Below are 21,020 nucleotides of genomic sequence, written 5' to 3'. Positions count from 1 at the left end.
ATGACAACACTGACCACAGGCTAAATTTATTATAACATTCCGTTTACACAACCTTATCTACATATTAACCACCTCATTCCAAATCCTTACATCAACCGGAATGCCTTCCCTTAAATTCTTCTCCCTTGTTCTTAAAGTACCTTCTCCCGGATAAGAGATCGAGGCTCCTTCATATTCGGGCATACTGGTTTTGGTATAATCAATAATTTCATTGATCAGGCTTTCTGTTTGCTCGCTATTATCTGGTCTGATGCAGATAAACACCTGCGATATTCCCGTTTCATGTTCGCTCTTGGTGATCTCTGCAGTAGAGCTCCCACCGCTTAGGATAGTAGCTAACATATCGAGCACCAACGATAACCCCGATCCTTTCCAAAATCCAACGGGTAAAATCCGCTTCGATTTTAATATAGCAGCGGCATTAGTGCTGAGTTTCCCTTCACCATCATAACCACCCGGCAGCGGAAGCGGCTCGTTGTTATTAGCAGCATATTGCTTCAGCTTCCCAACAGCATATTGGGATATGGCCATATCCAAAACAACATGTCCATTTTTACGGGGTACAGCAATAACCAGCGGATTATTACCAAGCCGCGGGTTAACACCTCCCCAGGGTGGCAGGTTAGCAATAGTATTTGTGAATGATATACTGATAAAACCTCCTTCTGCAGCCTGCCAGCCATAAGTGCCGCCACGCATCCAATGATTGGTGTTCTTTATTGCCACACAGCCAATACCATTCTCCGCGGCAAGTTCCATTGCCCTATTCATGGCAAAGCGGGCGTTTAATATCCCCGGCCCAAGGTTACCGTCCCATTGTTCCATAGCCCCAAAGGCAGTTACCTTAGCAGGATCGGCATCGATATTTATAAGGCCATCTTTAACATATTTAACAAAAACCGGAAAACGGTTTAAACCATGCGTATAAACTCCATCCCTGCTGTTTTCGGCAAAAACAGTTGCTATAACTTCGGCTTTATCTTCAGTAAAAGCCAGTTCTGACAGCACTCTTTTCAATTCTGCTTTAAGTTTTTCAAAAGGAACAAGCATAGATTTTGAAATAAATTTTATTTATAACGTTTATTACAGTGTACTGATGCAAGGTAATCAACCATATTTTATAATTTTGCCTCTAATTAAATGAAAAGAACTCCGCTGTTGTTTTTCCTGTTTTTAATAAGCGCTGCGCTGATTGTCAATTCATGCAAGAAAGATAACTTTAGCCACATTCCTGCCTTAATGGCCGGAAAATGGCAACTCGCCTCTATAACAGTTACCAATTATGTTGGTGACGCCCAAATTTCGTTGGATACCTTAAATCAAACCTGCAGTATTATTCAGCATTTTACATTCAATGCTGATAATTCATGCAATTACACCAACTTTCAATGCACTGCCGATTCGACAGTAGGCCGCTGGTCGCTTTCAGATAATAAATTATTTTTAATTTCAGATATGGTTTGTAAGGATACTACCAAATCTTCGGGCGGTACCTCAAAACCATTTGCAAACAGTAAAATAGTTACTTTAGGTAATTATTCGCTGGTATTGGAAACGGGGGATGTTGAACCTAATTATTCGGCAACAAAAAAACGACGAATTATGCGCTACGGGTTTATCAGGCAAAAAACAACCGCAACACAATAGCATAAAATGTTTTCAAATTTTAAAATGGTTTTATTATAATAGTTTCAATACCAAGTAAACGATCAGCCCGATGAAACTATTGTAGCTTCATCTCCGTTGAAAAACATATTATCGATGAAAAAAAGAATTGCCATTTTCGCTTCAGGGTCCGGTTCAAACGCTCAAAAATTAATGGAGCATTTTAAACGTAATGCCGATGCCGAAGTTGTACTGATACTTACCAATAACCCACAGGCTTACGTTTTACAACGTGCCGATAATTTTGAAGTACCCTCGCACATTTTTGGCCGCCACGAATTTTATGAAACCGACGATGTTATACGCCTGCTGAAAAACCTGCAGGTTGACCTGATTGTACTTGCCGGCTTTTTATGGCTTGTACCACAATCGCTACTGAAAGCATTTCCCAATAAAATCATCAACCTGCACCCTGCCCTGCTCCCCAAATATGGCGGCAAAGGCATGTATGGCGACAATGTTCACCGCAAAGTTTTAGAAGATAAGGAAGAAGAAAGCGGCATCACCATCCACTTCGTAAACGAAAACTTTGACGAAGGCGAGATCATTCATCAATCAAAATTCAAAATAGAACCCGGCGACACACTTGAGATCGTAAAATTTAAAGGGCAACAGTTAGAGCATAACCATTTCCCTAAAGTGGTGGAGGCGCTGTTGAAGAAGATGAAGAGTTGATTGTTTAGTGATTAGAGGTTGGAGGTTAGAGATTAGGCTTTCTTTTTAGTTTTAAGGTTAAGTTTATTAAAAATATCTAAGTTTCAGGATACTTTATGGGAGCTTTTACTGATCTGGAAGTTTGGAAAAAGGCTCGTTTATTACGAAATAACATTACTGAATTAGTTAAAACGTTTCCTACCGAGGAAAAATATCGCTTAACAGATCAGATCATTCGTTCATCCCGCTCTATCGGGAACAATATTGCCGAAGGACACGGCAGATTTCATTATTTAGACGCTTCCAAATTCCTGGTTAATGCTCGTGGATCCGCGGCAGAAACTATCGACATCTGATAATTGCCTTTGATAATAGCCTCATAGATGATCAAACATTAAGCAGCCTGCGGCAAGATTGTGAGGAGTGCATGCGCATGATTAATGGATATATTTCCTATCTAAAGAAGCAACCCGACAATTAACACCTTCAAAAATACACTTTTCAAGAAGCGTATTTCCAAATCTCTAGCCCCCAATAGCTTCCAAAAACATTGATTAAAAAAAACTAATCTCTAACCTCAAATCTCTAATCACTAATTACTACCTTTGCGGCTCAAAAAACAGCGTGTACATGAGCCAGTCAGTTCAAATAAAAAATGCTTTAATTTCTGTTTATTACAAAGACAATTTAGAGCCCATCATTAATGAGTTAAACCGCCTTGGTGTAAATATCTATTCAACCGGTGGAACCGAAACTTTTATCCGCAATTTAGGTGTAAATGTGATCCCGGTTGAAGACCTTACTTCATACCCTTCAATCCTGGGTGGTCGCGTTAAAACCCTGCACCCTAAGGTTTTCGGTGGTATTTTAGCCCGCAGGAGCTTTGATGGCGACAAACAGCAATTGGAGCAATATGAAATTCCTGAAATTGATTTGGTAATTGTTGATCTGTATCCGTTTGAAGAAACTGTACAATCAGGCGCCGGTGCCGAGGATGTGATCGAAAAGATCGACATCGGCGGTATTTCTTTGATCCGCGCAGCTGCAAAAAACTTTAAAGATGTAGTGATCGTAGCTTCAAAAGATGACTACGCCGGCCTGGAAAATATCCTGAAAACGCAGGAAGGTGCTACCACAATCGATCAGCGCCGTTCATTTGCTCAAAAAGCATTCAACATATCGTCGAACTACGATACGCATATTTTTAACTATTTTAACGAAGCCGAGCCGCTTCCGGTATTTAAACAAAGTATCCAAACCAGCCAGGTTTTGCGTTACGGCGAAAACCCACATCAAAAAGGAACTTTCTACGGTAACCTTGATGCCATGTTCAACAAACTGAACGGTAAAGAGCTTTCATACAACAACCTTGTTGATGTTGACGCTGCTGTTGCTATTATTGATGAGTTCACTGAACCTACTGTGGCTATTCTTAAACATACCAATGCCTGCGGAGTGGCTTCACGTTCATTTATTAAAGAAGCCTGGATCGATGCTTTAGCTTGCGACCCGGTATCAGCTTTTGGTGGTGTTATTATTGCCAATGCTGAGATCGACGCTGAAACCGCTACCGAAATCGACAAGATATTTTATGAAGTGCTGATTGCTCCGGCGTTTACTGATGAAGCGGTACAGATCCTTTCAGGTAAAAAGAACCGTATCCTGTTGGTTCGCCAACCTGTTGAACTGCCTGTTAAACATTTCAAAACTTTATTGAACGGCGTAATTGAGCAGGATAAAGATGCGGTTATTGAGGGACCGGCCCAAATGACAACCGTTACAGAAAAAGCTCCTACCGAGGCTGAGTTGAAAGACTTGTTCTTCGCCAACAAAATTGTAAAACATACCAAATCAAACACTATCGTGTTTGCTAAAAACAACCAGCTAATGGCAAGCGGCGTAGGCCAGACCTCAAGGGTTGACGCATTGAAGCAAGCAGTGATCAAAGCGCAAAGTTTTGGTTTCGATCTTAACGGAGCGGTAATGGCATCTGATGCGTTCTTCCCGTTCCCGGATTGTGCCGAACTGGCTGCTGAAGCAGGCATCACTGCCATTTTACAACCGGGCGGATCAATTAACGACAAGCTTTCGGTTGCCATGTGCAACGAAAAAGGTTTAGCGATGGTGACTACCGGAGTTCGTCATTTTAAACACTAATTTTAAAGGTTGACCGGGGTGATTAGGTGAGTAGTTTATTAGGTTAAAAACGTTTGATTGAAGAGTAGGGATTGATTTGGTGAAAAGGGAAAATGTTTTTAACCTGTTTTAACTTAATTTACCTGTAAATCCGGTCAACCACTTAATAAATAAGCTCTATCAACCCAACCCCAACACAATAAATGTGATTTTTTAACGCTTAAGTTTGCAAAATGCTAAACTATTTAAACGTATTTTTATAAACTTTGCATAACATACTGAAAGAAATACCAGATGGGTTTATTTAACTTTTTTACACAAGAAATTGCTATCGATTTAGGTACAGCAAATACCCTCATTATACATAACGATAAAGTTGTTGTTGACGAACCCTCAATCGTGGCGTTCGACAGGACAACCAATAAAGTGATCGCAATTGGTCGTCAGGCCATGCAAATGGAAGGTAAAACGCACGATAATATCCGTACTGTGCGCCCGCTTAAAGATGGTGTAATTGCCGACTTTAACGCTGCCGAGCACATGATCCGCGGGATGATCAAAATGATTAACCAGGGCAAGGGATGGTTCTTTCCATCGCTGCGTATGGTGATCTGTATCCCTTCGGGTATTACCGAGGTTGAGAAACGCGCTGTGCGTGACTCGGCCGAGATTGCCGGCGCTAAGGAGGTTTACCTCATCCACGAGCCAATGGCTGCTGCCGTAGGTATTGGTATCGACGTGGAAGAGCCGATGGGCAACATGATCATCGATATTGGTGGTGGTACTACCGAAATTGCCGTTATCGCATTATCGGGTATCGTTTGCGATCAATCGATCCGCGTAGCAGGTGATAATTTTGATTCGGACATTGTTCAATATATCCGCCGTCAGCATAACATCATGATTGGCGATCGCACTGCCGAGAAAATCAAAATCGAGGTTGGCGCTGCCCTTCCTGAGTTGAGCGAGCCGCCGGGCGACTTTGCCGTACAAGGCCGTGACCTGATGACCGGTGTACCAAAACAGATCATGGTATCATACACCGAAATTGCGCATTGCCTGGATAAATCAATCTCAAAGATTGAGGAAGCGATATTGAAAGCATTGGAGATTACGCCGCCTGAGCTTTCGGCCGATATTTACCAAACCGGTATCTATTTAACCGGTGGCGGTGCATTACTGCGCGGCCTGGATAAGCGTGTGGCAGCCAAAACCAAACTTCCTGTTCACGTTGCCGAAGACCCTCTTCGCGCCGTAGTACGCGGAACCGGCACTGCCCTTAAAAACATTGGCAATTTTAAATTTTTAATGCAGTAATTTAGATGTGAGATTTTAGATATGAGATATGAGACACCGGTTATCGATGTTTTTTGATCTCATATCTCACGTCTCATATCTCAAATCTAATCTAAGCAATGCGTAACCTTTGGATATTTATAACTAAGTATAACGCGTTTTTTTTATTCCTGATTTTTGAGATTAGCTCGCTGCTTATTTATATCAAATACAATTCGTTTCAAAAGGCATCTTTTATTAATTCAACCAGCAAGGTAACAGGTACACTGTACAGCCAGGTTGATGCACTAAAAGAGTATCTGTCATTAAAAGAAACCAATGACAGCCTTGCCCGCGAAAATGCAAAGCTTCGGGGCCAGCTCAAAGTATCTATGTATGTTGATAGTGTTGAAAAGCACAAGGTTAATGATACTGTTTACAAACAACAGTACAGTTATATTGTAGCCAAAGTCATCAATAACTCTTTCAATAAACGCAGCAACTATATTACTATTAACCGGGGTAGCAGGGATGGCATACAAAAAGATATGGGTGTAATAACCGGGGCCGGTGTTGTAGGCCAGGTTATTGATGTAACGGATCATTTAGCTATTATCCAATCAGTTTTACACAAAAACACCCGCTTCAGTGCCATGCTTACCAGCACTAAAGACATTGGCTCATTTGTGTGGGGCAATGACCTCGATCCGCACAAAGGTTTACTGATTGATATCCAGAATAACGCCCAGCCAAAAGTTGGTGAAACTGTAGTTACATCTGGCTACTCACTTTTCCCTACAGGCATACCGTTTGGTAAAATAACTAACCTGCATGCTAAGGGCGGCGGTTTGCTTATTAATGTTGAGGTGGCTTTAGCTGTTGATTTTACAAAGCTTCAATACGTTTACGTGGTAAATAACAAATTTGCCGGTGAACAAACGGGACTGGAGGCCGTACAAAACAAAAATGAGTAGGACTATCCTTGTTAATCTCGCCAGGTTTATTGTGCTGGTTTTTATGCAGGTTTTCCTGTTAAAAAACATCACCTTCTATAATCTTGCTACGCCATATCTTTACATACTGTTCATCCTGTTGCTCCCGTTCGAGGTTCCCAACGCGTTGCTATTCGTGCTGGCTTTTGTTACAGGGTTAAGTATCGACGCCTTTTATGACACACCGGGCCTGCACGCCGCAGCCTGCGTTGTACTGGCCCTTGTGCGTGTTTTATTCATTAGCATAACCGTACAAAAAGATGGCTTTGACAACGAGCCGGAACCCACATTGAGCATCATGGGTTTCCGCTGGTTTTTTACCTATGTTTTGATACTCACTTTATTCCACCATTTTTTCCTGCTTAATTTAGAGGTTTTTAGTTTTTCTGAAATACAATACACACTAAGCCGTGTTGTTTTGAGTTCATTGTTTACCGTATTTTTAATACTAATTTCGGGCCTGCTATTTTTCAGAAGGAAAGAACGTAAATGAATAAGTTTTTTGAACGCCGCTACGTTGTTACCGGTATCTTTATAGCTATTATTTTAGCCCTGCTGGGAAGGCTTTACTATATCCAGATAGTGGATGACCGCTATACCATATACGCCAATAGCAATGTAAGGCGCACTACCATACTTTACCCCGCCCGCGGACCAATACTTGACCGTAACGGCAAAATCCTGGTACAAAACGAACCTATTTACGACGTAATGGTTAACCCCAAAGAGGTTAAGCCGTTTGATACCCTGCTTTTTTGCAAGATGATAGGTATTGATAAAGAAGGGTTTGATAAACGCTTTATTAAGGCCAAAAGGCAATCGCCCAATACAGCGTCAATATTTGAAAAACAATTATCTGTAGAGCTTTATGCGGCCCTCCAGGAAAAGCTTTTTGAGTTCCCTGGTTTTTCAATTGTTCCCCGTACTATACGTACCTATCCCGATTCTGTAGCAGCGCAGTTTTTGGGCTTTATTGGTGAAGTTACCGACAGGGACATTAAACGCTCAAACGGCTATTATCGCCTTGGCGACTATATTGGCGTTACGGGGGTTGAAAAAGCTTATGAAAATGTGCTTCGCGGTCAGCGTGGTGTGCAGGTACAAATGGTTGATTCGCACGGCGTATTTAAAGGCTCATTTGCAAATGGCGCCCTCGATACCGTGCCGCAATCAGGCAAGCGCCTTACCTCATCATTGGATATCGACCTGCAAAGGCTTGGCGAAAAGCTGATGCAAAACAAGCTGGGTGGTATTGTGGCTATCGAGCCATCATCGGGCGAGATCTTATGTTATGTAAGTAGCCCTACTTATGATCCCAACCTGATGGTAGGCCGTCAGCGAGGCAATAACCTTGCTAAAATGTATAATAACCCGTATAAGCCATTCTTCATCAGGCCTATACAGGCGCAATATCCTCCAGGCTCATCATTTAAACCACTAAGCGCACTTATCGCCCTGCAGGAGGGGATCATCAACCCCGGCGAAACTTTTTATTGTACTGGCAGTTACAGAGTGGGTAACCGTATTGTACACTGTAACCATGGCGAAGCGCACGGCACCGTAAATATGGCCAGAGCCGTAGCCGAATCATGTAACGGCTACTTTACGATGGTATTTCAGCGCATTGTTGACCGGTACGGAGTAAAAAATACGGAGGCCAATTTCATCGCATGGCGAAATAACGTAATGAAATTTGGCCTTGGCGCCCGGCTTGACCTGGATATGCCGGCTGAAAGCCGGGGCAACGTGCCAACTCCTTTGCACTATGACAACGCTTATCATAAAGGAGGCTGGCGTTCAAGTACCATTGCTGCTTTGGCTATAGGCCAGGGCGAGTTATTAGCAACCCCACTGCAATTGGCTAACCTGGAGTGTACCATTGCCAACCGAGGTTTCTTTTACAAACCGCACCTTATTAAGGCTATCGGTACCGAAAACGTGATCAAGAAAGAGTACGTAGAAAAAAACTACGTTGGGATAGATTCGGAATATTTTGAACCGGTTATTAACGGGATGCAGCAAGTGGTGGAAAGCGGCACCGGTATCAGGTCAAAAATTCCCGGTATTATTATGTGCGGCAAAACAGGCACAGCGCAAAACCCACATGGCGAAGATAACTCGGTGTTTGTGGCTTTCGCTCCGCGCGATAATCCTAAAATTGCAATAGCCGTTGTTGTTGAAAATTCGGGAGAGGGCGCACATTGGGCGGCTCCTATTGCCAGTTTCATCGTCGAAAAATACTTAAGAGGGAAAGTTACTCCGCGTGAATCCGGAATCACCGTTGATTACTTTGCAAATGCCAATCGCCTGCCTGATCTTACCCTATATGCGCAAGATCTGCAAAAAGAACGCAGACGCGACAGCATCAGGGCAGCAAAGGTTGATTCAATTAAGAAATTCAAAGCTGATTCAATTAAGAAATTCAAAGCCGATTCGATAAAAAAAGAACGGCGGGAAGCGGCTTACAATAACAAGCCGGCAAACTGGATTAAAACACTAACAGGTGGGAGGACAGGCAAGTCATGAGCACTCAGCAGCGTAGTTTCTTTTTTAATGTAGATTGGCTTACCGTTTTTTTGTACCTGGTGCTTTGTACCATTGGCTGGTTCAATATCCATGCAGCAGTTTTTGATGCCAACCATTCCAGCATTGTTGATACATCCACTAATTACGGTAAGCAGTTCATTTACATTTGCGTATCAATTGTAGTTGGCATTGTAATATTGCTACTCGAAAGCCGGTTTATTGCCGCTTTAGCCCCAGCATTTTACGTGGTGATAGTTTTGCTGCTGATACTGGTGCTGATAATAGGCCGAAACGTGGGCGGTAATCAGGCCTGGATCAATATGGGAGGAGGGTTCAGGTTACAGCCCTCGGAGTTTGCCAAGTTTGCTACCTGTTTATTGCTTGCGCGATATTTAAGCGGCACCAACATTCGTGTTACCGATCCCAAGTCATTTTTAATGGCCGCGGCTATTATAGGGTTCCCGATGCTGCTGATCATGCTACAGCCAGATACTGGCTCAACACTGGTGTTCTGCTCCCTGATATTTGTTTTATACCGCGAAGGGCTTTCACCTTATTTCCTGATCATAGCGGGCTTATTTATCACGCTCTTCGTCACGTCGCTACTGTACAACCCGCTTTATATTATCCTGATACTGGCTGCACTAACAGCGTTCATTATCTTTTTATTTAAACGTAACAGGCAGCTTATTAAAACTGCGGTTATTGGCCTGGCCATTTGCATAGCATTTATATTTAGCGTAAAGTTTATCTATCAGCACGTTTTAAAGAAACACCAAACAGAACGTATTAACATATTGCTGGGTATCACAACCGATTTAAGGGGAAAAGGGTACAACGTAAATCAATCGAAAATAGCTATTGGCTCCGGGAAACTCTGGGGTAAAGGTTATTTACATGGCACACAAACCCAATACTCATTTGTACCCGAGCAAAGTACCGACTTTATTTTTTGTACCGTTGGTGAAGAATGGGGATTTGCAGGCTCGTTGACGGTGATTAGCCTTTTCATGTTCCTGATATTACGCGTTATCCTTATCGCCGAGCGGCAACGATCTCCTTTTACCCGTGTTTATGGCTATGGCGTAGCTTCAGTACTATTCTTTCACGTGGTGATCAATATCGGTATGACTATCGGTGTAGTGCCCGTAATCGGGATTCCATTGCCATTCATCAGCTATGGCGGGTCCTCATTGCTAAGTTTCACCATGCTCCTGTTCACGCTCATTAAGCTTGACTCAAACAGGAAATCGAACGTTTAATTTAAGTCAGAAGTCTTGAGTCGGGAGTTTGAAGTCAATAGTCTCGAGTCGAAAGTCTTAAGTCGGAAGCGGATAAATGTTCTGTTTAAAAGCGGATTCAGCCTCCCTTCATCCGAAATTCAACTTTCGACTACAGACTTATGACTTATCACTTAAGAAGCAGGGTACCTTCTTCTCAGCAATGCATAAAATTTATCGGCTGTTGAAGCTTTACTTTCCCAGTTGTTTTTAACTACGTAATTTGTTTTCAGGAAACGCTCTGCTTCTTCAAAGGTGCTGAAGCGGTTTACTATTTCAATAGCCTCGCTATAAGCCAGGCTGTAGCCGTTAAACAGATCTTTTATATAAAGCAGTTTATCATTAAGGTTGATAGCTGATTTCAGGTCGGTAACCGGCAATTCAGCAGTAGTGTTTGTTGCTGTATTAGCCTTCTCAGCTTTTTGGGCCATTATCCTTTGATTAAAGGTTAATACCTGCTGGCTATTGGTATCTGCGGCAGGAGCAGTTGCCGTAACGGGCTCCGTCGCTGGTTTTACAGGCTCAATTACAGGCAATGGTTTAGGCTGTTCGGCTATAGGAACCACTTCAACAGGTTTTTCGGGAAGCTGGCTTATCAGCTCTTCCTGCTCAAACCGGTCGGCTTCATCATCCCAGGTATCAGCTTCATTTAAATTAAGTTCAAAGCCGCTTCCCTCAGGAATTTCCTGTTGAAACGAATAACTGTCTGTATCTTTTTCAGCAGCAACATTTATCTGTGGTTCGGGAGTATCTTTTACCTCGGGTTTGGCATCAACCACTTCTATCTTTACCGGGTTGTTAAACGGCACAGGGGCTACAGGCTCAACATCATTGGTAAGTTCAATTTTATCAACCGGAACAGGAACGTTCTGCTGTTGCACTACCGGCTCAAAAAAACGCTGTTCATATAAAGCTTCCTGCTTTGCCGGCGGCGGCGTTACAGGTAGGGGCGGGGCTACCGGTGTTGCCGTTTTTGGCTGCTCAGCTATGGGTTCCGGCTTATCTGCAATTGGTGCAGGGACTACCGAGCGTTCGTTGATACGGCGCAGAATTTCGGCATGGTCTTTTAAAAAATGGGCGTTGGCTACAAAAAGCTCTAATTCAAGTTCATTTAGTTCGCTGGGATCAGCAGAAAGGTAGTCGTATTGATCATTAAGCTCCTTTAAAATCCCACCTATCTTTTTAAATACATCCATTTGCTTCATGGCCTCAATGTTAGGAAAATGCTTATCAAAAGTAGGATTAAATTCTGATATTTGCCGACTATAAAAGTCATAAATGGTATATCACGAAGAGGTTTTCAGGCGTAAAAGTGAGTTAGGCGGCAGTATAGAGGTTATCTGCGGATCAATGTTTTCGGGCAAAACCGAAGAGCTGATCAGGAGGCTTAACCGGGCCCGTATAGCCAAGCTTAAAGTCGAGATTTTTAGCCCGAAAGCTGATACCCGTTATGGCGAAGACGCCATTGTTTCGCACAATGCCAGTAAAATAACCTCCACCCCGGTTGATAGTGCTTCGGCTATTTTATTGTTAGCCAGTGATGCACATGTGATAGGCGTTGATGAAGCGCAATTTTTTGACGATGAACTTCCGGAGGTATGTACCGTACTGGCCAACCGGGGTGTACGTGTAATTGTGGCCGGCCTGGATATGGATTTTAAAGGCCGTCCCTTTGGCTCAATGCCCAACATAATGGCCATTGCTGAGTCGGTAACCAAATTGCAGGCCGTTTGCGTAAGATGTGGCAACCCGGCTCAATATTCATATCGCCTGGTACACGACAATTCAAAAATATTACTCGGCGAAAAGGAAAGCTACGAACCACGCTGCAGGGCTTGTTACAATACCGTTGCCGGTTAACATTTCATTAAACAATATATTTTTTATTTAATACTATAACTAAAACAAATACGGGGTATTTGTTTGTTATATAATAGCAAAGCAGCTCAAAAAGGCAGTTGATTAAATTATATAGCAATCAAAACTTATGGCCAAAAAGGTTTTAGTTATAGAGGACGATAAAGATATCCGCGACACCGTGGTATATGTACTGGAGGAAGAAGGTTACGAAGTAATACAATCCGACAATGCACGTATTCTGCGTACCCTTACCACTATTAACCCCGACCTGATTTTGCTTGATAACTGGCTTACCGACTGGACCAGCGACGCTAACGGGCAGCAACTAAGTAAAGGAATAAAAGATGATCCTGCTACCAGTCACATCCCAGTGGTGATTATTTCGGCTGTAAGCAATATCAAAGAAATAGCCAAAGCAGGTAATGCCGATGGCTATCTTGCCAAACCGTTTGATCTTACCGCACTCTCCGAGATCGTAAAAAGGCACATTACCAAGTAGCAATCCTTATCAGTATAAAATAAAACGGCCCTCATTAATTTGAAGGGCCGTTTTGTTTATCTTACCTAAATTCTCTCAAAGAAGAGGACTTGAATAAATATATTAAGCCCCTCTTCTTTGGAGAGGGGTTGGGGTGAGGTCCTTAAATCTTCACCCCAAAGCCAATATTAAACGTACGGCCGTCGGCAGGTAAAATACCTGGACCAGGGTACATGTTGATACGGCGCGTAAAATATTTAGCATTAAAAATATTGTTCACGTTAGCTGTAAGGTGATAATTTTTCAGGAAACTATAATTGAAAGCCCAATCAAACAAATGATATGAAGGCACTATCCCGGTAGCTCCCGTAACATTAAAAGTAGTGTTATTGGCATCGCTAAAGCTTTTGCCTACATAGCTGTATTGCAGGGTACTACTTACATGACCACTCAAAAATGTTAAACCGGCACGGTCAATCCAGTCTGGTGTACCTTCCAGGTGATTACCAACCAAACTTACATTTTTACCATTTTGGCTGATAGCGCCACTTGTGTAGCGGCCATGTGTATACGATAGTGAGTTGAACAAACGCAGATCGCTCCCTGCCGATTTATCAAACGAGCGAATGAGTGAAACTTCGGCAAAAGCCTCAATACCTTTAGCTACGCCATTGCCGATGTTAGTCATGTAAAGATGAGTTACATTACTGGCATCAGTTTGGGTTAAGGTACCGGCCCTGTTGCCATAGTAAACATAAAAGGCATTAACATCAAAACTGAACGCAGTGCTGATATGGCCGCGGTAACCCAGATCGGCATCATAGCCTTTACTGTCTTTAATGTTAGGGTCGATGATCGTTAGCTGATCTGCAGGGGTAACCGCTGCATAAATATATGGGCGGTAAGCCTGCGAAATATTGCCGTAAAACTGGCTTCCATTATCCAGCTGATATTGCAACCCGGTTCCAAACAGCGGAAAGTTTCGTTTATCCTTATAGCTTACCGGCAAGGTGCGGTTTACTATAACCCCTGTATTGGTGGTATTGATTTGCTCAAAACGTACACCCGGCGTAACAGTAAACGCTTTAGTTACCTGAAACATATTTTCGGCAAATGCGGCATAGTTAAGTGTGTGCAACCTCAGGTCGATACCATAATCTTTCACCAGGCTCAGATCAAAATCAGAACCCACCGTACCAGTTCCTTTTTGTTTACGTATGGTAGTTTCCTCAAAATATCTCACACCTGTAGTGAAGGAGCTTTTAAGATCGCCCAGCTTGTAATTATGAAGTAAACGGGCCTCGGTGGTAAAACCGGCGTAATAATCACGGTCGACCTGGCGGGGATTATAAGTTTTCAGGCTTGTATTAACGGTATCGGGAATATTGGCCGTATTAATGAACTGCACACTGTTGCGCTGACCGAATAATACATGAGATGTAACTTCCAGCCGGGTGTCTTTATCAAACTGGTAGTTGAATAATAATGCCGGGATATTAATTTCCGGGTTAAAGAAGTTACGCGCGCGGGTCGACTGACGATTATTGGCATCGAACTGGGCATCGGTTAAACCGCCTGCTATCTGTTGCCTATAGTCCGACCTCGAAAACTGAAAAGCTATGCTTCCTTTATCATTAAACTGGTATTTGATGTTGGCATAGTAAGCGCGGGAGTTAAAAGCAGCATCGGGCCTCCAGCCATCGCCGGTGCGGGCGCTGTAAAAGGCGTAGTAACTAACCTTGCCAACTTTACCGCCAACGGCATTATACGAATTGAAAAACCTGTTTGAGCCTGCCGATTGTTCGCTTTCAAAACCAAACACTTTGGTGCTGTCACCTCCTTTAAGTTTAAAGTTAACCATGCCGCCAAACTGGCTGCCAAATTGTAACGCTGCCGAACCGCGTACTATCTGAATTTCGCTCACCGCCTGAAATGGTACATTATAGTGATTTTCTGGATAGCCAAACATATCCGAGTTGGTGTTGTAGCCATTTTGACGGATATTGGTTTCGATAGAACGGTGAGTATCGGTACCCCGGGTACCAATATTAAGCTGCAAACCGGCGCCATCCATTTCCCATACGTTAATGCCGGGCACTTTGGCAAAAGTCATGCGGGCATTGTTATTGGCTAAGTTTGCCTTTCCGGCATCAAGGAAAATGTCAAAGGTTTTTTTACCGGCAAATATGTTGGTACCCGAAACATTAGGTAAATGTTTTGACCTGCCTTCTTTAATAATAACGCTATCCAATTGCAGGGTATCTTTAACGCTTTTATGCTGTGCCCGGGCCACACCTGCGCAACAAATAAAAAGCGCAGGCAATGAAATTTTATAAAGAGTATTCATTTATTCAAATTAAAAAAAGTTAGGGGTATACTGTTCAGGTACAACAATGACAAATACATGCACATAGCACGTAGCAGTGCAAATAATGCATTCATTTAAAATTGACGGAACAGGTTAATTATCAGCTATAAATTCAGACAAGTGCAATTTCAGGCGGCTGACCGCTAACCGATACAAAAGGATCAGGTATGCTGATATAGATAAATGTGCCGGGAGGCTGTACCGGTACTGCAGACTTTATAAAAGCGTACGAAATTTCTGGACAGTTATATTTAGCATCGCTGCCAAGTTTCTTTTCTGACGATTCGTGCGTGCGTTTACTAACAGGTGTACTATTTAGTTTCTTTGCACATATCACATTTTCGTTGAGCAGCTTTGTGGTTTCATAATTGGGGATACACTGCACATAAACAGTGTCGCGGGTAACCCGGAGTTTTACGTAATTGTATGCAACACCATCCAGTTGTAGCTGCCCGGAAACGTTAACATAACTATCCCAATCATGTATAAAAGGCAGGTTTTGTTTGATCTTAATTTCAATAAGGTCGCGGGTATTGTATTTGCCTTTGGCAATTTGGCGGGCTATAACTTTGTTTGATTTATTAACAAAATATTGATTAAGTGCCATGTAACCCAGCAAATTAAGCATATGGGTAACTAACATTACTATGGCGAAAATCTTTTTCAATCAATAATCAGTCTAAACAATAGCAATGCTACATAAAAATCAGCGAAATAATAATTTATATGTTAAAAAAATTAAACCACGATAATTAATTCTGGATATATTCTGTAGAAATTAATAATTGGCTAAACAAAATTAGTTTAGATACAATATGATAGTTTATCGTCGTTAAATGATGCTTATATGTATACTTATCGTGTATAGATATACGAACAGCTTGTAGAATAGGACTACATTTTAATAACCAGAAAGAAAACAAGACGCCACTGCTTTCAAAAAACAGTAACTTATATGTTACGATTATGAATTTTACATATATGTAACAAAATCGGTACGCATTTTGAATTGAGTGCTGTAGATTTATTTTTCAATAATGCCCTGATGATTTTCTAAGAAAGTAAATAAGTTGTTTATTTTTTTCGATCACATTAAAAGAATGAATATTGTATAAAACTTTGTCGTTTTAAGCAAAGAAAAAATAACTTTAGCACGATTAGCAATTAGCTTAAATTATCCTAAAATCCGGTTAACCCGGTCAGTTGTTTTCTATCAATAGTTCGTTCCTATGTTTAGTATCGGTCATAATGGCTTTAAACAAAGATCCTAATATAACAGCGGCATTATTTAACTATGACTGATCACAATTAATGAAAAAGAAAACACCCGGTACGGTCCCCCCCTATCCAGCACAATGGGCACCGGATACGTTGACAACTTTTTTTACGGAACATCTTAACAGGATTTATTGTGCAAATGCGCACCTGGCCGAGCGGCTTTTAGAAATTGCCGGTACCTCCAATTTCAAGGACCTCAATAACCCTATAAAAGAAACTATCGATGAAACCGAAAAACACATCGCCCTTATGGATAGTATCTACCTGGCCCTTCAGAAACATTATTCGTTTGATCAATGCAATCATCTGATCGCCCTGCTTGAAGATGAATTTACAGCCATTCATCAGCAGGACAATGATGAATTATTACGCGACATGCGCCTTCTTTCATACCTTCAAAATATTGAAAACGTAGAAAAAAGCTCCATACAACTATTAAAATTAATAGCTATTGAAAAAAACAACGGAGCAATAGCTATATTTTTAGATGAATATCTGAACCCGTCAAAAGATAAATTTGCGCTTTACAATTTCATCATAGATAAGTATGATAACAACCAACAAACGGCCATTAACTTATAAAGCTGTTTTGTTTTAAAAATATATCGGCACGCAAACCACTTTCGCTCATCATTTTTAAAAACATGTAGTTAATATGCTTATAAACCCGTTCAGACGAGTGTTTGACCGCGTATTGGTTCCTCAACAAAAAAGCAAACATATATACCCTTGATAATTTATAATCCATTTCATTAATAATGAGATTTGCCCACTCCTCAAGGGTATCATCAGCCAACGAAAACTGCCTGTTATTGAAGCTCACTATTATTTTAATGCAATTGAACGATGCGATCATGAATGGGGTAAAAGCTTCTGCTGCCTGACTGTAAGCTTCATCAAGCTCAAAATAGAGTGACATCGCTTTTTTGATTTGCCCAAGTGCCAGATACTCCTCAGTTTTTATTCGCTTTAAAAAGAAGTCGTACACACAGGCTGTGTTGGTAACAGGGCGATAATATTTTTCAAGCACTGCGACAAAACGCAGCGTTTTTAAAGGTTCATTGCAGAGCCTTAAAGTATGCGCCGCTAACAAAAATATAAGGTCATTTGAAACAGAGCGCTCGAGCTGCAAGGGAGGGCGGAAGTAAAAACGTGTAATTTCTTTAAAAAACTCCTTGTCAATAATACCATACTTAAAATATTGAAATATCGCATTGATGCATTTTAAAGGATCAAGCGAAAACTCATAATAACTTACTGCGCCGAAACCTTTCAGTAGTTTCAGATATTCTTCAAGCTTGTTCATTTCAAGCTTTAATACACTTATGATAGCAAGGCCAGTATAAACCAGGATCTTCTTTTTATCCGAAAGCTCAAACTTAAGCAGCGTATGCAGGGTTTTGGCATAATCATGATTAATGAACTCCAAACCAAATAAGTAATCGAATAGCTCGTCGCTGCAATCCTGTTTAAAATACAGTACCAACGTTTCGGTGTCCTTTAACGTGCTAAATTCTTTTTCAAGTAAATCACCTAAAAAGATGATAAGGTCTGATTTTTCGTTGGTAGTAAGGCGCGTTTGCGATAAAAGCTGAAAACTTTCCTGCTGCCCGCTTTTAATAGCATAAATAATGCTCCATTTTAATATAGATAACTTGCGGTCGCTGGTAAAGTACCTGTTAATGGTATTGATGAGGTCGATATCAAAAAGATTGTTATTTTTATGAAGGAGGTATTTGGTTATTGAAAATTCAAAAAAGTGATTGTTACCAAACTCAATTGATGTTTTGTATTCAAAATCGCGGCTTATATTTTGCTCGCGGATAAAACCAATGCTCAGCAATTCAAGGTAGGCGTGATTGTACTGCTTTATAATATTAATGAGCTCAAGTTTACTTGCTTCAAATACACCATTTTCAAAATCCATTTGCTCAATAATGGCCTGAATTAAATATATTTTATCGGCCGAATACTGGCCCATGTAAACCTTGTTTAAAACAAAGTTTGAAATAAGCTCATAAACACTTACATGATCAACATCATTAAGCGAAAAGTTTTTCTTATGCTGTTTATAGTAAAACTGAAAATATAGCGGATGATTAAAATTTTCCACCACATTCACTGCTATAAAGCTTTTTATGGCAGGATTTATCTTAAGGCAAAGCTCCCTGATTTCCTGCACGCTAAACAACGGAACGTTTGACAGTTGGTTATGCTGGCTAAAAAAGCCTTCAAACCAGGGGCTCTGCTCCATTTCAATCATATGATTATAATTCATCCATGTTGATGAGCGCATGGTTAAAACAAGCTTAAACCACTCATGCGACTGATAAAATGAAAAGATATCAAATAACTGGGTTATTACCAGCTGAAACTGATCGTTTTTAAACATATGCTCATCAACACCATCAACAATCAGAAAAAAGCGCCCCTCCTTGCGTTGTCTTACATCAAGCAACGAAACAATATCCTCTTCTGTTGAATAGCCAAGCAGGCTAAGCATCCAATCATTCAGATCGCGCCCGCTTAAAAACACATTCATTAAGGCACTGCTGCTAAAAAACAGTACAATATCTTTGCCGTTTTGTTGGAGTTTTTCATCAATCCAATGGCAAAGGGCCACGGTTTTGCCATATCCGGCGGGAGCGGCAATTACGGTTGCGGTATAATTCCCCTGTAAAAAGGCAGCAAAATGATCATCAATAAACTGCCTCCTGATGGTTTGAGGATAAGGGATCCCGGTTTTGTTTTTGATTGCCTGAAGTGTAAACGAAGTTATTTTACCGGCATTTGTTTTTAACAGGTCCCAGTCAACAGTAGTATTGCTTTGCCGGGTTGATTCGGCCTCGTGCTTTTTGCAAAAATCGTCCCAACCCTCATAATCACAGTAACGTGATAGTGTATTGAGGGTAAACATCGATGGATTGAACTTACTGTACGCAAAACCGTAAATCCGTTTTAACGTTGTTTCGCTAACACGCTGTTTGGTTTTGTCAAGAATGTAAGCTTCAAGTGTCTTACAATCAGCCGGAGCAATATTTGACAACCCTGCAGTTATAAGCACACAATTTTTTAGGCTCTCCGAATATTTAGAAAAACTGGTCATAATTGGCGTTTCAACTCATCAAAACTTATTATCGCTAAGGGGGTACGCCAATAATACGCTGATAATATTTATTGCTTTTATACTTTTTACCGTAAAAGCTATTTATGGTTTACACAATAATTTTATGCTTAAATATAGTTATTGGAAGGCCAAACTACCAAGATGAATGAAATGAATAAAATATTAAGCGTTGATGTGGTTCATGATGGCAAAGCAATAACTGCAAACGCCTCATGGATTTGTCAATAATTTTTTGAAGTGTATGAACAATTAAAATCTTCACTCCCATCCCTCCAATCGGCTATACAATTACAAATGAGGTTTTTTTATTTTTATTTGGATTTATTCTAAATAAGGTTTTCCTTTGTTCCTGTTAATACATCACAGTAATTAGTTTCCTATTCATGAAGAAAATCCTTTTCCTGGTAGCCCTGCTAAGCACGGTTCAGACAAATCTTAAAGCACAATCAAAATTTGATCAGGACCGCGCCGCCATCCGCACACTTGGCGGATTCTATAAAGTAACGTTTGATTATGCCGAAACTTTTTCGCCGGATACCGCATACCATAACCACCCGCAATATCATTCATGGGGATATGAATGGGCTGCCATTGAAGAAGATTCGCCAAAAAAAATAGTTATTCAGCATTTATTAGTTGTGGGCGATAGTACAGTAATAAAACACTGGCGCGAAGACTGGGTATACGAAGAACCAACCTTGCTCAATTTCGATCAAAACAGTACCTGGAAAAAAGCCACATTAAAAACGGCCGAAACCAGGGGACGTTGGGTGCAGAAAGTTTTCCAGGTTGATGATAGTCCGCGTTATGAAAGTATAGGGACCTGGATCCATGCCGATGGCAAGCACTTTTGGCAAAGTGAATGCGATTCGCCCCTGCCCCGCCGTGAGTTTACCAAGCGCAGCGATTACAACGTATTACGCCGCGGCAACCGGATCTATTTAACTCCAAACGGATGGATGTTTGAGCAGGACAATCAAAAGATAATCCGTTCGGCCGGTGGCGATAAACTTTTGGCCCGCGAAAAAGGGTATGAAGAATTTACCAAAACCGACGAAGCCAGGTTTGCATTTGCAAAAGGCTGGTGGCAAAAACAACAACCTTACTGGACCGCCGTCCGGCAGGTATGGGACGAGGTTTATGCTCAAAGTCCCATCATCAAACTAAAAGGAAAAGTGGATGGCAAACTGCTTTATGAACGTTTGTTTGATCTTGCCGATCAATCGGCAAAAGAAAAATGGGATGTACAAAAAAGCAAAACAGAAGCCCAAAAGCTTATTAACAACTATTTGGTTACTAATATTTAAAATATAAAGTCCTGTTCTGTAGTTTAGTTGCTTTTATCAGGCGCTTAACCGGCAGAGCAGGCACCAATTCAATT

At 41.3% G+C, this 21,020-nt stretch carries 19 protein-coding genes; 14 read left to right on the top strand and 5 right to left on the bottom strand.

Features of this window, described 5'->3' with window-relative positions:
* Positions 1-57 precede the first annotated feature (57 nt).
* Positions 58-1,050 carry a 3-dehydro-L-gulonate 2-dehydrogenase gene (gene yiaK, locus AC59JO_RS16530; protein WP_497306544.1) on the bottom strand — a complete coding sequence of 331 codons (993 nt, stop codon included), beginning with the start codon at positions 1,048-1,050 and terminating at the stop codon, positions 58-60.
* Positions 1,051-1,140: 90 nt separating this feature from the next.
* On the opposite strand from yiaK, the gene AC59JO_RS16525 reads away from it, so the two are divergent.
* The 10 genes from AC59JO_RS16525 (at position 1,141) to rodA (ending at position 10,510) form a co-directional block, all read left to right on the top strand.
* Positions 1,141-1,647 carry a lipocalin family protein gene (locus AC59JO_RS16525; protein WP_413669645.1) on the top strand — a complete coding sequence of 169 codons (507 nt, stop codon included), beginning with the start codon at positions 1,141-1,143 and terminating at the stop codon, positions 1,645-1,647.
* A gap of 114 nt (positions 1,648-1,761) precedes the next feature.
* Positions 1,762-2,340, top strand: a complete 579-nt coding sequence (purN, locus tag AC59JO_RS16520) for a phosphoribosylglycinamide formyltransferase (protein ID WP_091218552.1) — start codon at positions 1,762-1,764, stop codon at positions 2,338-2,340.
* Positions 2,341-2,435: 95 nt separating this feature from the next.
* The gene (locus AC59JO_RS16515) at positions 2,436-2,675 is read left to right on the top strand and encodes a four helix bundle protein (protein WP_497306542.1); all 240 of its coding nucleotides are present in this window, start codon (positions 2,436-2,438) and stop codon (positions 2,673-2,675) included.
* The gene (locus AC59JO_RS16510) at positions 2,648-2,800 is read left to right on the top strand and encodes a four helix bundle protein (RefSeq protein WP_497306738.1); all 153 of its coding nucleotides are present in this window, start codon (positions 2,648-2,650) and stop codon (positions 2,798-2,800) included. The genes AC59JO_RS16515 and AC59JO_RS16510 overlap by 28 nt, the downstream gene beginning before the upstream one ends.
* A gap of 149 nt (positions 2,801-2,949) precedes the next feature.
* Positions 2,950-4,476: a bifunctional phosphoribosylaminoimidazolecarboxamide formyltransferase/IMP cyclohydrolase gene (gene purH, locus AC59JO_RS16505; protein WP_497306540.1), complete on the top strand. Its 1,527-nt coding sequence runs from the start codon at positions 2,950-2,952 to the stop codon at positions 4,474-4,476.
* Positions 4,477-4,749: 273 nt separating this feature from the next.
* Positions 4,750-5,772, top strand: coding sequence for a rod shape-determining protein (locus AC59JO_RS16500; protein ID WP_090528947.1), 1,023 nt, complete (start codon positions 4,750-4,752; stop codon positions 5,770-5,772).
* A gap of 98 nt (positions 5,773-5,870) precedes the next feature.
* On the top strand, positions 5,871-6,704 hold the full coding sequence (gene mreC / locus AC59JO_RS16495; RefSeq protein WP_413669648.1) for a rod shape-determining protein MreC: 834 nt from the start codon (positions 5,871-5,873) through the stop codon (positions 6,702-6,704).
* Positions 6,697-7,215, top strand: a complete 519-nt coding sequence (locus AC59JO_RS16490) for a rod shape-determining protein MreD (RefSeq protein ID WP_413669649.1) — start codon at positions 6,697-6,699, stop codon at positions 7,213-7,215. Before mreC ends, AC59JO_RS16490 begins: the two co-directional genes overlap by 8 nt.
* The gene (gene mrdA, locus AC59JO_RS16485; protein ID WP_497306537.1) at positions 7,212-9,248 is read left to right on the top strand and encodes a penicillin-binding protein 2; all 2,037 of its coding nucleotides are present in this window, start codon (positions 7,212-7,214) and stop codon (positions 9,246-9,248) included. The genes AC59JO_RS16490 and mrdA overlap by 4 nt, the downstream gene beginning before the upstream one ends.
* Positions 9,245-10,510 carry a rod shape-determining protein RodA gene (gene rodA, locus AC59JO_RS16480; protein WP_497306535.1) on the top strand — a complete coding sequence of 422 codons (1,266 nt, stop codon included), beginning with the start codon at positions 9,245-9,247 and terminating at the stop codon, positions 10,508-10,510. The genes mrdA and rodA overlap by 4 nt, the downstream gene beginning before the upstream one ends.
* A 152-nt stretch (positions 10,511-10,662) precedes the next feature.
* Here the strand turns inward: rodA and AC59JO_RS16475 are convergent, their stop codons facing one another.
* Entirely contained in the window at positions 10,663-11,733 is a 1,071-nt protein-coding gene (locus AC59JO_RS16475; protein WP_413669652.1) for a DUF8457 domain-containing protein, read from the bottom strand.
* Positions 11,734-11,806: 73 nt separating this feature from the next.
* Here AC59JO_RS16475 and AC59JO_RS16470 point away from each other — a divergent pair, with 73 nt between their 5' ends.
* Positions 11,807-12,388 carry a thymidine kinase gene (locus AC59JO_RS16470; RefSeq protein WP_497306533.1) on the top strand — a complete coding sequence of 194 codons (582 nt, stop codon included), beginning with the start codon at positions 11,807-11,809 and terminating at the stop codon, positions 12,386-12,388.
* A gap of 127 nt (positions 12,389-12,515) precedes the next feature.
* Entirely contained in the window at positions 12,516-12,887 is a 372-nt protein-coding gene (locus AC59JO_RS16465; protein ID WP_413669654.1) for a response regulator, read from the top strand.
* 142 nt (positions 12,888-13,029) lie between these two features.
* On the opposite strand, the gene AC59JO_RS16460 is transcribed toward AC59JO_RS16465, so the two are convergent.
* Positions 13,030-15,213 (bottom strand): TonB-dependent receptor family protein, encoded by a 2,184-nt coding sequence (locus tag AC59JO_RS16460; RefSeq protein WP_497306531.1) that lies wholly within the window; start codon positions 15,211-15,213, stop codon positions 13,030-13,032.
* A 133-nt stretch (positions 15,214-15,346) separates the two neighbouring features.
* Positions 15,347-15,901: a hypothetical protein gene (locus tag AC59JO_RS16455; RefSeq protein WP_413669656.1), complete on the bottom strand. Its 555-nt coding sequence runs from the start codon at positions 15,899-15,901 to the stop codon at positions 15,347-15,349.
* A 644-nt stretch (positions 15,902-16,545) separates the two neighbouring features.
* Between AC59JO_RS16455 and AC59JO_RS16450 the strand changes: the two genes are divergently transcribed.
* The gene (locus AC59JO_RS16450; RefSeq protein ID WP_413669657.1) at positions 16,546-17,094 is read left to right on the top strand and encodes a DUF892 family protein; all 549 of its coding nucleotides are present in this window, start codon (positions 16,546-16,548) and stop codon (positions 17,092-17,094) included.
* Here the strand turns inward: AC59JO_RS16450 and AC59JO_RS16445 are convergent.
* Entirely contained in the window at positions 17,084-19,618 is a 2,535-nt protein-coding gene (locus AC59JO_RS16445) for a hypothetical protein (protein ID WP_497306529.1), read from the bottom strand. The genes AC59JO_RS16450 and AC59JO_RS16445 overlap by 11 nt on opposite strands.
* A gap of 404 nt (positions 19,619-20,022) precedes the next feature.
* Here AC59JO_RS16445 and AC59JO_RS16440 point away from each other — a divergent pair, with 404 nt between their 5' ends.
* Positions 20,023-20,946, top strand: coding sequence for a DUF6607 family protein (locus tag AC59JO_RS16440; protein ID WP_497306527.1), 924 nt, complete (start codon positions 20,023-20,025; stop codon positions 20,944-20,946).
* Positions 20,947-21,020: the final 74 nt, after the last annotated feature.

Source organism: Mucilaginibacter sp. A5337 (genome assembly GCF_059690695.1).
This window is presented reverse-complemented; position numbering and strand designations above follow the sequence as displayed.

Coding starts and splice junctions, on each gene's coding strand:
- AC59JO_RS16470 (WP_497306533.1), top strand. CDS start 11,807: ATGGTATATCACGAAGAGGTTTTCAGGCGTAAAAGTGAGTTAGGCGGC.
- purH (WP_497306540.1), top strand. CDS start 2,950: ATGAGCCAGTCAGTTCAAATAAAAAATGCTTTAATTTCTGTTTATTAC.
- AC59JO_RS16500 (WP_090528947.1), top strand. CDS start 4,750: ATGGGTTTATTTAACTTTTTTACACAAGAAATTGCTATCGATTTAGGT.
- rodA (WP_497306535.1), top strand. CDS start 9,245: ATGAGCACTCAGCAGCGTAGTTTCTTTTTTAATGTAGATTGGCTTACC.
- AC59JO_RS16450 (WP_413669657.1), top strand. CDS start 16,546: ATGAAAAAGAAAACACCCGGTACGGTCCCCCCCTATCCAGCACAATGG.
- mrdA (WP_497306537.1), top strand. CDS start 7,212: ATGAATAAGTTTTTTGAACGCCGCTACGTTGTTACCGGTATCTTTATA.
- AC59JO_RS16465 (WP_413669654.1), top strand. CDS start 12,516: ATGGCCAAAAAGGTTTTAGTTATAGAGGACGATAAAGATATCCGCGAC.
- AC59JO_RS16525 (WP_413669645.1), top strand. CDS start 1,141: ATGAAAAGAACTCCGCTGTTGTTTTTCCTGTTTTTAATAAGCGCTGCG.
- AC59JO_RS16490 (WP_413669649.1), top strand. CDS start 6,697: ATGAGTAGGACTATCCTTGTTAATCTCGCCAGGTTTATTGTGCTGGTT.
- mreC (WP_413669648.1), top strand. CDS start 5,871: ATGCGTAACCTTTGGATATTTATAACTAAGTATAACGCGTTTTTTTTA.
- purN (WP_091218552.1), top strand. CDS start 1,762: ATGAAAAAAAGAATTGCCATTTTCGCTTCAGGGTCCGGTTCAAACGCT.
- yiaK (WP_497306544.1), bottom strand. CDS start 1,050: ATGCTTGTTCCTTTTGAAAAACTTAAAGCAGAATTGAAAAGAGTGCTG.
- AC59JO_RS16515 (WP_497306542.1), top strand. CDS start 2,436: ATGGGAGCTTTTACTGATCTGGAAGTTTGGAAAAAGGCTCGTTTATTA.
- AC59JO_RS16440 (WP_497306527.1), top strand. CDS start 20,023: ATGAAGAAAATCCTTTTCCTGGTAGCCCTGCTAAGCACGGTTCAGACA.
- AC59JO_RS16460 (WP_497306531.1), bottom strand. CDS start 15,213: ATGAATACTCTTTATAAAATTTCATTGCCTGCGCTTTTTATTTGTTGC.
- AC59JO_RS16445 (WP_497306529.1), bottom strand. CDS start 19,618: ATGACCAGTTTTTCTAAATATTCGGAGAGCCTAAAAAATTGTGTGCTT.
- AC59JO_RS16475 (WP_413669652.1), bottom strand. CDS start 11,733: ATGAAGCAAATGGATGTATTTAAAAAGATAGGTGGGATTTTAAAGGAG.